This is a genomic window from Klebsiella sp. 10982, from assembly GCF_048589245.1.
Lineage (GTDB): Bacteria > Pseudomonadota > Gammaproteobacteria > Enterobacterales > Enterobacteriaceae > Klebsiella > Klebsiella quasivariicola.
This window is the reverse complement of sequence record NZ_JBMAXV010000068.1, coordinates 1-13,097: the sequence shown is the minus strand read 5'-3', so window position 1 is coordinate 13,097 and position 13,097 is coordinate 1. Positions and strand designations below refer to the sequence as shown.

Annotated in this window: 9 protein-coding genes; 5 read left to right on the top strand and 4 right to left on the bottom strand. The window is 59.7% G+C overall.

Features of this window, described 5'->3' with window-relative positions; translation table 11 throughout:
• Positions 1 to 385 precede the first annotated feature (385 nt).
• Both iolB and ACKLKD_RS26485 read right to left on the bottom strand, forming a co-directional pair.
• Positions 386 to 1,195 (bottom strand): 5-deoxy-glucuronate isomerase, encoded by an 810-nt coding sequence (gene iolB, locus ACKLKD_RS26490; protein WP_002886959.1) that lies wholly within the window; start codon positions 1,193 to 1,195, stop codon positions 386 to 388.
• An 18-nt stretch (positions 1,196 to 1,213) separates the two neighbouring features.
• Positions 1,214 to 2,719 carry a CoA-acylating methylmalonate-semialdehyde dehydrogenase gene (locus tag ACKLKD_RS26485; RefSeq protein ID WP_025714857.1) on the bottom strand — a complete coding sequence of 502 codons (1,506 nt, stop codon included), beginning with the start codon at positions 2,717 to 2,719 and terminating at the stop codon, positions 1,214 to 1,216.
• 352 nt (positions 2,720 to 3,071) lie between these two features.
• Between ACKLKD_RS26485 and ACKLKD_RS26480 the strand changes: the two genes are divergently transcribed.
• Positions 3,072 to 3,893, top strand: coding sequence for a TIM barrel protein (locus tag ACKLKD_RS26480; RefSeq protein ID WP_087806062.1), 822 nt, complete (start codon positions 3,072 to 3,074; stop codon positions 3,891 to 3,893).
• 98 nt (positions 3,894 to 3,991) lie between these two features.
• The gene (locus ACKLKD_RS26475) at positions 3,992 to 5,494 is read left to right on the top strand and encodes a helicase HerA-like C-terminal domain-containing protein (RefSeq protein ID WP_087806060.1); all 1,503 of its coding nucleotides are present in this window, start codon (positions 3,992 to 3,994) and stop codon (positions 5,492 to 5,494) included.
• Between the two features lie 48 nt (positions 5,495 to 5,542).
• Here ACKLKD_RS26475 and lptG read toward each other — a convergent pair whose 3' ends face one another.
• Both lptG and lptF read right to left on the bottom strand, forming a co-directional pair.
• On the bottom strand, positions 5,543 to 6,625 hold the full coding sequence (gene lptG, locus ACKLKD_RS26470; RefSeq protein ID WP_025714860.1) for an LPS export ABC transporter permease LptG: 1,083 nt from the start codon (positions 6,623 to 6,625) through the stop codon (positions 5,543 to 5,545).
• Positions 6,625 to 7,722: an LPS export ABC transporter permease LptF gene (gene lptF, locus ACKLKD_RS26465; protein ID WP_025714861.1), complete on the bottom strand. Its 1,098-nt coding sequence runs from the start codon at positions 7,720 to 7,722 to the stop codon at positions 6,625 to 6,627. The genes lptG and lptF overlap by 1 nt, the downstream gene beginning before the upstream one ends.
• Positions 7,723 to 8,111: 389 nt before the next feature.
• Here lptF and pepA point away from each other — a divergent pair, with 389 nt between their 5' ends.
• From pepA to ACKLKD_RS26450, 3 genes are all read left to right on the top strand, one after another.
• The gene (gene pepA, locus ACKLKD_RS26460; RefSeq protein ID WP_002886954.1) at positions 8,112 to 9,623 is read left to right on the top strand and encodes a leucyl aminopeptidase; all 1,512 of its coding nucleotides are present in this window, start codon (positions 8,112 to 8,114) and stop codon (positions 9,621 to 9,623) included.
• A gap of 121 nt (positions 9,624 to 9,744) precedes the next feature.
• Complete coding sequence (gene holC / locus ACKLKD_RS26455) at positions 9,745 to 10,188, top strand: DNA polymerase III subunit chi (protein WP_025714862.1); 444 nt, start codon at positions 9,745 to 9,747, stop codon at positions 10,186 to 10,188.
• Positions 10,188 to 13,043, top strand: a complete 2,856-nt coding sequence (locus tag ACKLKD_RS26450; protein ID WP_087806058.1) for a valine--tRNA ligase — start codon at positions 10,188 to 10,190, stop codon at positions 13,041 to 13,043. Before holC ends, ACKLKD_RS26450 begins: the two co-directional genes overlap by 1 nt.
• The last annotated feature ends 54 nt before the right edge of the window (positions 13,044 to 13,097 follow it).

The window sequence follows — 13,097 nt, the reverse complement described above, 5'->3', positions numbered from 1 at the left end:
GGTCCCTTCGACTTATCCCTGCAGGCTTCGGGTCGGGCCGAGGCAGCGTCCGTGCAAAACACGGCCCTCAGCCCGCATCCATGCGGGCTGCCCCGGCCTTCCGGGAACGTCTCAGCGATGTTGAGGCCGTCAGCACCGGCAGTTTCAGCAACAATGGTGAATAAATTAGGCAGGTCGCACGAACCGTAGGCCGGGCAAGGCGTGAGCCGCCGCCCGGCACAAGACGGGTATGGCGCCGGAGCTTGCCGGGCGTGGGAGTGGGAGTGGGAGTGGGAGTGGGAGTGGGATTCTGCGGAGCGTTTCGCTAAAAACACCCGCCACCCTCAAATAAGAAGGCCGGTTAGCATCGCTAACCGGCCTTTTTTATCCGCTTCCGCGCAACGTATCAGTCGTGGCGCGGGTACTCCGGCGTGTTGATCCAGGCGTGGTCATCTTCCCAGGTGAACAGCCATTTCCGGTCCGGCCCGGCCATCACGTTCAGATAGTAGCTGTCGTAACCGGCAATCGCCGCCACCGGATGGTAACCGCGCGGCACCATCACCACATCGTGGTTGTAGGGCGCCATACAGGCGTCCAGGCTGCGGTCGTCGGTGTAGACCCGCTGGAAGGCAAAGCCCTGCGGCGGATCGAAGCGGTGATAGTAGGTTTCTTCCAGCTGCGTCTCTTTGCCCGGCTGGGCGGTATCATGCTTATGCGACGGCCACGAGCTGGTGGCCCCCTCGTCGGTGTAGACTTCCACCACCAGCAGGCAGTCCGCCTCGGCGCTGTCCGGCAGAATATTATGCACCCGACGCTGGTTGCGCCCTTTCCCACGGTGCTCTACCCCGACGTCTTCCGGCCGAATGAGGCGTGCCGGGAAGCTGCCTTTGCCCGGCGCGCTGCATACCGCCAGCTCCAGATCGGAATCGGCAGTCACCTCGACTTTATCCTGCGGCGGGATGTAGACCGACCACGGCGGGGTGCGTTCAAACGGCGACATCCGTTTACCGAGATTCGGGAAATCGGCATGCTGCGTTTTCACCGACGCCAGCCCAGCGACCAGCACCAGGCACAGCTCGCGATCGCCGCTCTCCAGCGTCACGGTCTGCCCTTTTTTCAACATCCAGACATCAAAGCCGATATAGCGCCAACCGGCGCTTTGCGGCGTAATATGCTGGATCTGTCCCTCTTTTCGCGATTTAGCCAGTAACGACATGGCGCTCTCCTTCGCCGATTAACCTAACGTCGGCATGCTGAATTCAGATACGGTCTGCTGCCCTGCCGGCCAGCGTACGGTGGCGGTCTTCATACGCGTGTAGAAGCGAACGCCGTCCGGCCCGTGGACGTTCAACGCGCCAAACACCGAGCGCTTCCAGCCGCCGAAGCTGTGGAACGCCATCGGCACCGGGACCGGCACGTTCACTCCAACCATCCCCGCCTGCACGTCGTGGACGAATTCACGCGCGGTGTGACCGTTGCTGGTGAAGACGGCGCTGCCGTTGCCAAATTCGTGGCTGTTGACCAGCTCCAGGGCGCTGTCATAGTCCGCCGCGCGCACAATTCCCAGCACCGGGCCAAAGATCTCTTCGCGCCAGATGGTCATCTCCGGAGTGACGTGATCGAACAGGGTGCCACCGACATAATAGCCTGCCTCATAACCCGGCACGCGCAGTTTGCGGCCATCGACCACCAGTTTTGCCCCTTCGCTTTCGCCTTTATCAATATAGCCGAGCACTTTTTTCTGGTGAGTATCAGACACCACCGGCCCCATCTCGTTCTCTTCCTGGCCGCGCATGCAGCCCGGGCCCACTTTCAGCGCTTCCACCAGCGGCTTCAGGCGGGCGATCAGTTTGTCGGCAGTTTCATCTCCCACCGCCACCACCACCGGCAGCGCCATGCAGCGCTCGCCTGCGGAGCCAAAAGCACCGCCCATAATGGCGTTAACGGTGGCGTCGAGATCGGCATCCGGCATCACAATCGCGTGGTTCTTGGCGGCGCCGAAGGCCTGTACACGCTTGCCGTGGGCGCTGGCGGTCTTGTAGATATACTCCGCCACGCCGGAGGAGCCGACGAAGCTCACCGCCGCAATACGCGGGTCAGTGTACAGCTGCTCAGCATCTTCATTGCTGCAGTGCACGACGTTAAACACGCCGTCCGGCAGACCGGCCTCTTTCAGCAGCTCTGCCAGACGCACGGCGGCCGTCGGCGCCAGCGCCGGCGGCTTGAGAACGAAGCTGTTGCCGCAGGCCAGCGCCAGCGGGAACATCCACATCGGCACCATCGCCGGGAAGTTGAACGGGGTGATCCCGGCCACCACGCCCAGGGGCTGCATCAGCGAATAGCTGTCGACGCCGGTACCGACGTCAGAGGAGTATTCGCCTTTAATCAGGTGCGGGATCCCGCAGGCGAATTCGACCACTTCCATGCCGCGGGTCAGCTCGCCCAGCGCATCCGACCACACTTTACCGTGCTCGCTGACGATGATCCCCGCCAGCTCTTCCACATGCTGCTCCAGCAACATTTTGAAGTTGAACAGCACGCGGGCGCGGCGCAGCGGCGTGGTACGGGACCAGCTGTCAAACGCATCGCGAGCAACCTGAATCGCCTCGGAGACTTCCTGCGCGGTTGACACCGTGACTTCGCGCACCGCTTTGCCCGTCGCCGGGTCGTATACCGGCATCGTTTCGTTGCTGCTGCTAATAACGGTTTTCCCGCCAATAAAGTTTCCTGTGATCGTCATGTTCTCGCCTCATAGTGAAGGGGGCCAGCGCACACCGGCCCGTCGCTGATTCTGCTGTGCTATAACCGTAGTAAAATGAAATTTATATTTCAACATTATTGTGAAATGAAATTCCATTTTGGTGATAACAGTCGCATTTTGCGCTGACCGATCGCCTGTGCGTTTCCCGCATCGCGCCTTGTCGTCTCATGGCGCCAGGCTTCCCGCCGCTGTCGCTTCCGCAGTCGGGACCAGTGATATTTTGCGAGACAGCTCAAACATTCATCATTTCCATTCTTGCTAATTTTGAAATAAACGTTTTGACTGTTAGCCAATTGAACGAACCTCCCCCCTCTTCCGTCAGGAGTGTCTTATGGCCATCGCAATGCAACGTTTTTGTATTAACCGCAAAATCGCGCCAGCGCTCAGCATTGAAGCGTTTTTCCGTCTGGTGAACCGTCTGGGCCTGAATAAGGTCGAGCTGCGCAACGATTTACCCAGCGGAAAAGTGACCGACGATCTGAGCCATCAGCAGGTGCGCGAGCTGGCGGCGCGCTACCACATCGAGATCCTGACGATTAACGCGGTCTACCCCTTTAACCGTCGTAGCGAAGCGGTACGGCAGCTGACCGAATCGCTGCTGAAAGAGGCCCAGGCCATCGGCGCCAAATCGCTGGTGCTCTGTCCGCTCAACGACGGCAGCGAGGTGCCGGCCAGCGACACCCTGGGCGCCCTGCGCGACCTGGCGCCGCTGTTCGCCTTCTACGGCATCCACGGCCTGGTGGAGCCGCTGGGCTTCCCGCAAAGCTCGCTGCGTTCTGCACACCAGGCGCAGACGCTGATCCACGACGCCCGCGTGCCGTTTAAGCTGCTGATCGACACCTTCCATCACCATCTCTACCCGCAGGCGGAGGACGAGTTCAGCCAGGTGGAGATAGCGGACATCGGGCTGGTCCACCTCTCCGGGGTGGACGATCCCCGTCCGCGCGAGCAGCTCACCGATGCCGAGCGCATCATGCTGACCCCACAGGATCGTCTCGGCACCTGCGAGCAGGTTAAAGCGCTGGAAGCCCGCGGCTATCAGGGGGTGTACGCTTTTGAGCCCTTCGCGCCCGAGCTGGCGCAGTGGACCGAAGCGGATATCGAGCGCGAAATTGAGCAGAGCATCGCGCTTATTCAACGCCACTGCGCCTGAGGCCTGCTCTGGACAGCGTGCGCGGCGCGTGACGATTTCCCCAACGCCGGACGACGAGGTTGCCTATAATCGTCGCAGGATAAATGGAGGAATCGATCATGAGCTCACCCCTGTTGATTGCGCGCACGCTGGATAACGCGCTGTATTTGCTGCCCGCGATGGCCAACCGCCATGGGCTGATCACCGGTGCGACCGGCACCGGTAAAACCGTCACCCTGCAGAAGCTGGCTGAGTCATTCTCGGAGATTGGCGTCCCGGTATTTATGGCCGACGTCAAGGGCGACCTGACCGGCATTGCCGCCGCGGGGCAGAGCTCAGAGAAACTGCAGGCGCGGCTGGAGAAGATCGGCGTCAGCGACTGGGAGCCGCACGCCAACCCGGTGGTGCTCTGGGATATCTTTGGCGAGAAGGGTCACCCGGTTCGGGCGACGGTCTCCGATCTTGGCCCCCTGCTGCTGGCGCGCCTGCTCAATCTCAACGAGGTGCAGAGCGGCGTGCTGAACATTATTTTTCGCATCGCGGACGACCGCGGCCTGCTGCTGCTCGACTTCAAAGACCTCCGCGCCATCACCCAGTTTATTGGCGACAACGCCAAATCGTTCCATAACCAGTACGGCAATATCAGCAGCGCCTCGATCGGCGCCATCCAGCGCGGGCTGTTGACCCTGGAGCAACAGGGCGCCGAGCACTTCTTCGGCGAGCCGATGCTGGATATCGCCGACTGGATGCGCGTCGATGCCACTGGTAAAGGGGTGATCAATATCCTCAGCGCCGAAAAGCTCTACCAGATGCCGAAGCTCTACGCCGCCAGCCTGCTGTGGATGCTTTCCGAGCTTTACGAGCGTCTGCCGGAGGCGGGCGATCTCGACAAGCCCAAACTGGTGTTTTTCTTCGATGAGGCACATCTGCTGTTCAACGACGCGCCGCAGGTGCTGCTGGATAAAATCGAGCAGGTGATCCGCCTTATCCGCTCCAAGGGCGTCGGCGTCTACTTTGTTTCGCAGAACCCGGCGGATATTCCCGACGCTGTGCTCGGCCAGCTGGGCAACCGCGTACAGCATGCCCTGCGCGCCTTTACGCCAAAGGACCAGAAGGCGGTGAAAACCGCCGCCCAGACCATGCGCGCCAATCCGGCCTTCAGTACCGAGCAGGCGATCCAGGAGCTGGGCACCGGCGAGGCGCTGATCTCCTTCCTTGATGAGAAAGGCAGCCCGTCGGTGGTCGAGCGGGCGATGGTGATCGCTCCCTGCTCGCGGATGGGACCGGTCAGCGATGACGAACGCAATGGCCTGCTGAACCACTCGCCGCTGTACGGCAAGTATGAGGAGGAGGTGGACCGCGAGTCGGCCTTCGAGATGCTGCAGCAAGGGGTGCAGGTCGCCACCGGGCAGCAGTCGGCCCCGCCGGCGAAGGGCCAGCAGAGCGGCGATGACGACGGGCTGCTCGGCGGCCTGAAAGATATCCTATTCGGCAGCACCGGCCCGCGCGGCGGTAAACGCGACGGTATCGTGCAGACCGCAGCGAAAAGCGCGGTTCGCCAGGTCACCAATCAGATCGTCCGCGGCATGCTGGGCAGCCTGCTGGGCGGCCGCAAGCGCTAAAAAAAAGCCCCCTCATCGCTGAGGGGGCTTACGTTTCAGGCTTACCCGCTAGGCCTTGCGCATCATCAGCCAGAGGCTTATCAGGAAGAAGCTGGCGCTCGGCAACAGCGCGCCGATGATCGGCGGGATGCCGTAGACCAGGGTCAGCGGGCCGAAAATCTGGTCCAGTACGTAGAAGATAAAGCCGAAGCTAATCCCCGTCACCACCCGCACGCCCATCGGCACGCTACGCAGCGGGCCAAAGATAAACGACAGCGCCATCAGCATCATCACCGCCACCGACAGCGGCTGGAAGATTTTGCTCCACATATTGAGCTGGTAGCGTCCCGGATCCTGGCCGCTGGACTTCAGGTATTTCACATAGTTGTGCAGGCCGCTGATCGACAGCGCATCCGGATCCAGGGCAACCACGCCGAGCTTATCCGGCGTCAGGTTGGTTTTCCAGGTGCCGCTCACCATCTGCGACCCGGTCACCTGCTTTGGATCGGTCAGGTCGGATTCATCCACCTGCGACAGGCGCCAGACTTTATTTTCGCTATCGAACTTCGCCGAGGCGGCATAGCGCACCGACTGTAAACGACGCTCCGGGTTGAAGGCATAGATGCTGACGCCGCCCAGCTCATCGTTCCCTTTCACCCGTTCGATATAGACAAAGTTATGGCCATCTTTCGCCCACAGCCCCTGTTGGGTTGAGAGCAGCGAACCGCCGTACATCTGCTGGGCACGGTAGTTACGCGCCATCTGTTCGCCCTGCGGCGCCACCCACTCACCGATCGCCATGGTCAACAGCACCAGCGGGATCGCGGTTTTCATCACCGCCAGCGCCACCTGCATCCGGGTGAAACCGGACGCCTGCATCACCACCAGTTCGCTGCGCTGGGCCAGCATCCCCAGCCCCAGCAGCGCGCCAAGCAGCGCCGCCATCGGGAAGAAGATCTGGATGTCTTTCGGCACGCTAAGGATGGTGTAGAGACCTGCGCCCAGCGCATCGTAGCTCCCCTGCCCGGACTTTTTCAGCTGATCGACAAACTTGATAATGCCGGAGAGCGACACCAGCATGAACAGCGTCATCATGATGGTGTTGAAAATCGTCTTACCGATATAACGGTCAAGTACGCCAAACGCCTGCATCAGGCCGCTCCTTTATTAAAACGGGCGCGGAAGCGGCGCATCGGCACCGTATCCCACAGGTTTAACAGCACCGCCAGCGCAAAATAGAGCAGGTTAATCGCCCACATCCAGATAGCCGGGTCCATTTTGCCTTTGCCGCCGTTCGACTTAATCGACGTCTGCAACAGGAAGAACACCAGGTAGAGCAGCATCGCCGGCAGCATCGACAGTACGCGCCCCTGACGCGGGTTCACCACGCTGAGCGGCACCACCATCAGCGCCATAATGAAGACGGTCGCCACCAGCGTGAAGCGCCAGTGCAGTTCGGCGCGCGCGCGGTCGGTGTGGGTTTGCCACAAGGTGCGCATATCCATCTGTTCGGTGTCGTCCGGATCGGCGCTCACCGCCTGGTGGCCGATAATAGCCTGATAGTTATTGAAATCGGTAATGCGGAAGTCGCGCAGCATCGCAGTGCCTTCAAAGCGGGTGCCCTTGTTGAGGGTCACCACCTGCGAACCGTCTTTCTGCTGCGACAGCTCGCCGGAATCCGCCACCACCACGGAGGGGCGTGCATTGCCTTTCGGACGCAGCTGGGCAAGGAAAACGTCATGGAAGCGACTGCCGTTGACGTTCTCAATAAACATCACCGCGTTTCCATCGCTGGCCTGCTGGAACTGGCCCTGAGCCAGCGCCGCCATGCCGGGGTTGGCCTTGGCTTCCGCCAGCACTTCATCCTGATGGCGAGACGACCACGGCCCCGCCCACATGACGTTGACCGCCGCCACCGCGCCGGTGAATAGCGCGAGGATCATCGCCGCCTTGATCAGCACGGCTTTACTCAGGCCGCAGGCGTGCATCACCGTAATTTCGCTTTCGGTGTACAACTTGCCCAGGGTCATCAGCAGGCCAAGGAACAGACTTAACGGCAGGATAAGCTGCGCCATCTCCGGGATGCCGAGCCCCAACAGCGAGAGCACCAGATTGGTTGGGATATCGCCATCCACCGCAGCGCCGAGGATCCTGACTAATTTCTGACAAAAGAAAATCAGTAACAGGATGAATAGGATCGCCAACTGGCTTTTCAGCGTCTCACGAACCAGATATCTTATGATTATCACTATAAATACGCCCGTAAAAACCCGTTTTAGTGCAGGAAAATTGCTTGTTTCATGGCTTAAACGTCATTTATTCTCTTTGGTCGTCGAAAACGTCGCTAAGATTAAATGACTCATCGGTTCTGCATGTCAGGATCTTTTCTGACGAACCCAGGCCTTAATAACGTTAAGATTAACACGAAGTCACCGCAACAGCGGATATGAGTTACGAAAGCTTGCAATTATATACTCAATGGATTTCGAGTTGTAAGAAGGCAGCAGGGCTGTGGCCCCAGACGCGCACAATGTGCCACGTCAGGGTAAGCAGGCGCAGCCGGCGCATCTGCAACTTGAAAGGCGACGAGTATAGCCGTAGCCACCACTGTTGTCTTTAAGATTCAGGAGCATAGTGCATGGAGTTCAGTGTAAAAAGCGGTAGCCCGGAGAAGCAGCGGAGCGCCTGTATCGTGGTCGGCGTCTTTGAACCACGTCGCCTCTCCCCCATCGCCGAACAACTCGATAAAATCAGCGACGGCTACATCAGCGCCCTGCTGCGTCGCGGCGAGCTGGAAGGCAAACCTGGCCAGACGTTATTGCTGCACCATGTGCCAAACATTCTGTCTGAGCGCATTCTGCTGATTGGCTGCGGCAAAGAGCGCGAGCTGGATGAGCGCCAGTATAAGCAGGTCATCCAGAAAACCATCAATACCCTGAATGATACCGGCTCAATGGAGGCGGTCTGCTTCCTGACCGAGCTGCACGTCAAAGGCCGTAACAACTACTGGAAAGTTCGCCAGGCCGTTGAAACCGCCAAAGAGACGCTGTACAGCTTCGACCAGCTGAAGACCAACAAAAGCGAGCCGCGTCGCCCGCTGCGTAAAATGGTCTTCAACGTCCCGACCCGTCGTGAACTCACCAGCGGCGAACGCGCCATTCAGCATGGCCTGGCGATTGCCGCCGGCATCAAAGCGGCGAAGGATCTCGGCAATATGCCGCCGAATATCTGTAACGCCGCCTATCTGGCCTCTCAGGCGCGCCAGCTGGCCGACACCTATAGCAAAAACGTCATCACCCGGGTGATCGGCGAACAGCAGATGCGCGAGCTGGGAATGAACGCCTATCTCGCCGTCGGCAACGGTTCGCAGAACGAGTCGCTGATGTCGGTCATCGAATATAAAGGTAACCCGGCTGAAGACGCGCGCCCTATCGTGCTGGTCGGTAAAGGCCTGACCTTCGACTCCGGCGGCATCTCCATTAAGCCGGCCGAAGGCATGGACGAGATGAAGTACGACATGTGCGGCGCGGCGGCGGTGTACGGCGTGATGCGGATGGTCGCCGAACTGCAGCTGCCGCTGAACGTCATCGGCGTGCTGGCAGGCTGTGAAAACATGCCTGGCGGCCGCGCCTATCGTCCGGGTGACGTCCTGACCACCATGTCCGGTCAGACGGTGGAAGTCCTGAACACCGACGCCGAAGGCCGTCTGGTGCTGTGCGACGTCCTGACCTACGTCGAGCGCTTCGAGCCGGAAGCGGTTATCGATGTGGCGACGCTGACCGGCGCCTGCGTGATTGCCCTCGGCCATCACATCACCGGCCTGATGTCGAACCATAACCCGCTGGCTCATGAGCTGATCGGCGCCTCCGAACTGGCCGGCGACCGCGCGTGGCGTTTGCCGCTGGCCGACGAGTTCCAGGATCAGCTGGAGTCGAACTTTGCCGATATGGCGAACATTGGCGGCCGTCCTGGCGGCGCAATCACCGCCGGCTGCTTCCTGTCGCGCTTCACCCGCAAGTACAACTGGGCGCACCTCGACATCGCCGGTACCGCCTGGCGTTCCGGTAAGGCCAAAGGCGCGACCGGCCGTCCGGTGGCGCTGCTGTCGCAGTTCCTGCTCAATCGTGCGGGTTTTAACGGCGAAGAGTGATTGCCGTCTGATGCCCGGTGGCGCTACGCTTACCGGGCCCACGGAAAGATGCCGTTTGTAGGCCGGGTAAGCGTAGCGCCACCCGGCTTTGCATTTAAATCCACAACAAGAAGCCCCATATATGAAAAACGCAACGTTCTACCTTCTGGACAACGAAGACACCGTCGACGAGCTCAGCGCCGTCGAGCAGCTGGTGTGTGACATTGCCGCAGAACGTTGGCGCAACGGCAAGCGCGTCCTGATCGCCTGCGAAGATGAACAGCAGGCTATCCGTCTGGATGAAGCGTTATGGGCAAGACCGCCGGAGAGCTTTGTGCCGCATAATCTGGCGGGCGAAGGCCCGAGAGGCGGTGCGCCGGTGGAGATTGCCTGGCCGCAAAAGCGCAACAGCAGCCCGCGGGATATTCTTATCAGCCTGCGGCTAAACTTTGCAGATTTTGCCACCGCTTTCACAGAAGTGATAGACTTTGTCCCTTACGAAGACAATCTGAAACAACTGGCGCGCGAACGCTATAAGGCGTACCGCATGGCTGGTTTCAACCTGAACACGGCAACCTGGAAATAATGGAAAAGACATACAACCCACAAGATATCGAACAGCCGCTTTACGAGCACTGGGAAAAGCAGGGCTATTTCAAACCGAATGGTGATGAAAGCCAGGAGAGCTTCTGCATCATGATCCCGCCGCCGAACGTCACCGGCAGTTTGCATATGGGTCATGCCTTCCAGCAAACCATCATGGATACCATGATCCGCTACCAGCGCATGCAGGGCAAAAACACCCTGTGGCAGGCCGGTACCGACCACGCGGGTATCGCCACCCAGATGGTGGTTGAGCGTAAGATTGCCGCTGAAGAAGGGAAAACCCGCCACGACTACGGCCGCGACGCCTTTATCGACAAAATCTGGCAGTGGAAAGCGGAATCCGGCGGCACCATTACCCGTCAGATGCGCCGTCTCGGTAACTCCGTGGACTGGGAGCGCGAGCGCTTCACCATGGACGAGGGGCTTTCCAATGCCGTGAAAGAAGTCTTTGTTCGCCTGTACAAAGAAGACCTGATCTACCGCGGCAAACGCCTGGTTAACTGGGACCCGAAACTGCGCACCGCCATTTCCGACCTCGAAGTGGAAAACCGCGAATCGAAAGGTTCTATGTGGCACATCCGCTACCCGCTGGCCGATGGCGCGAAAACCGCTGACGGTAAAGATTACCTGGTGGTCGCCACCACTCGTCCGGAAACGCTGCTGGGCGATACCGGCGTGGCCGTCAACCCGGAAGATCCGCGCTACAAAGATCTGATCGGCAAATTCGTGGTGCTGCCGCTGGTTAACCGTCGCATCCCGATCGTGGGCGACGAACACGCCGACATGGAAAAAGGCACCGGCTGCGTGAAGATCACCCCGGCGCACGACTTTAACGACTACGAAGTGGGTCGTCGTCATCAGCTGCCGATGATCAACATCCTCACCTTTGACGGCGACATTCGCGAAAGCGCGGAAGTGTACGACACCAAGGGCAATGAATCCGACGTCTACTCCAGCGAGATCCCGGCGGAGTTCCAGAAACTGGAGCGCTTCGCGGCGCGTAAAGCCGTCGTTGCGGCGGTTGACGCCCTCGGCCTGCTGGAAGAGATCAAACCGCACGACCTGACCGTCCCTTACGGCGACCGCGGCGGCGTGGTTATCGAACCGATGCTGACCGACCAGTGGTACGTGCGAGCGGACGTGCTGGCCAAGCCGGCAGTGGAAGCCGTTGAGAATGGCGACATCCAGTTCGTACCGAAGCAGTATGAAAACATGTACTTCTCCTGGATGCGCGATATTCAGGACTGGTGTATTTCCCGTCAGCTGTGGTGGGGTCACCGCATCCCGGCATGGTATGACAACGACGGCAACGTCTACGTCGGCCGTAGCGAAGACGAAGTGCGTCAGGAAAACAACCTGAGCGCCGACGTTGCCCTGCGTCAGGACGAAGACGTTCTGGATACCTGGTTCTCCTCCGCGCTGTGGACCTTCTCCACTCTCGGCTGGCCGGAAAACACCGACGCCCTGCGTCAGTTCCACCCGACCAGCGTGATGGTGTCCGGCTTCGACATCATCTTCTTCTGGATCGCCCGCATGATCATGATGACCATGCACTTCATCAAAGATGAAAACGGCAAGCCGCAGGTACCGTTTAAGACCGTCTACATGACCGGTCTGATCCGCGATGACGAAGGCCAGAAGATGTCCAAATCCAAGGGTAACGTTATCGACCCGCTGGATATGGTTGACGGCATCACCCTGCCGGAACTGCTGGAGAAACGTACCGGCAACATGATGCAGCCGCAGCTGGCGGAAAAAATCCGCAAGCGTACCGAGAAACAGTTCCCGAACGGCATCGAGCCGCACGGCACCGACGCCCTGCGCTTCACCCTGGCGGCGCTGGCCTCTACCGGCCGCGACATCAACTGGGATATGAAGCGTCTGGAAGGTTACCGTAACTTCTGTAACAAGCTGTGGAACGCCAGCCGCTTCGTGCTGATGAACACCGAAGATCAGGATTGCGGTTTCAACGGCGGCGAGAGGGTGCTCTCCCTGGCCGACCGCTGGATCCTCGCGGAATTCAACCACACCGTGAAAGCGTACCGCGAAGCGCTGGATAACTTCCGCTTCGACATCGCCGCCGGCATTCTGTACGAGTTCACCTGGAACCAGTTCTGCGACTGGTACCTCGAACTGACCAAGCCGGTCATGAACGGTGGCAGCGAAGCGGAGCTGCGCGGCACTCGCCATACGCTGGTGACCGTGCTGGAAGGTCTGCTGCGCCTGGCGCATCCGATCATCCCGTTCATCACGGAAACCATCTGGCAGCGCGTGAAGGTCATTTGCGGTATTAACGCTGACACCATCATGCTGCAGCCGTTCCCGCAGTACGATGCCTCTCAGGTGGATGACGCGGCGCTGGCCGACACCGAATGGCTGAAGCAGGCGATCGTCGCCGTGCGTAACATCCGTGCGGAAATGAACATCGCTCCGGGCAAACCGCTGGAACTGCTGCTGCGCGGCTGCAGCAAAGAGGCCGAGCGTCGTGTGAACGACAACCGCAGCTTCCTGTTGAACCTGGCGCGTCTGGAAAGCATTACCGTGCTGCCTGCCGATGATAAAGGTCCGGTCTCCGTGACCAAGATTGTCGATGGCGCCGAACTGCTGATCCCGATGGCGGGCCTCATCAACAAAGAAGATGAGCTGGCACGTCTGGCGAAAGAAGTGGCTAAAATCGAAGGTGAAATTGGCCGCATCGAAAGCAAGCTGTCCAACGAAGGCTTTGTCGCCCGCGCGCCGGAAGCGGTAATCGCTAAAGAGCGCGAGAAGCTGGAAGGCTATGCGGAAGCGAAAGCGAAGCTGATTGAACAGCAGGCAGTGATTGCCGCGCTGTAATTGGTTGCATGAGAAAAAAAGGCCGGAGCATGCTCCGGCCTTTTTTATTACAGG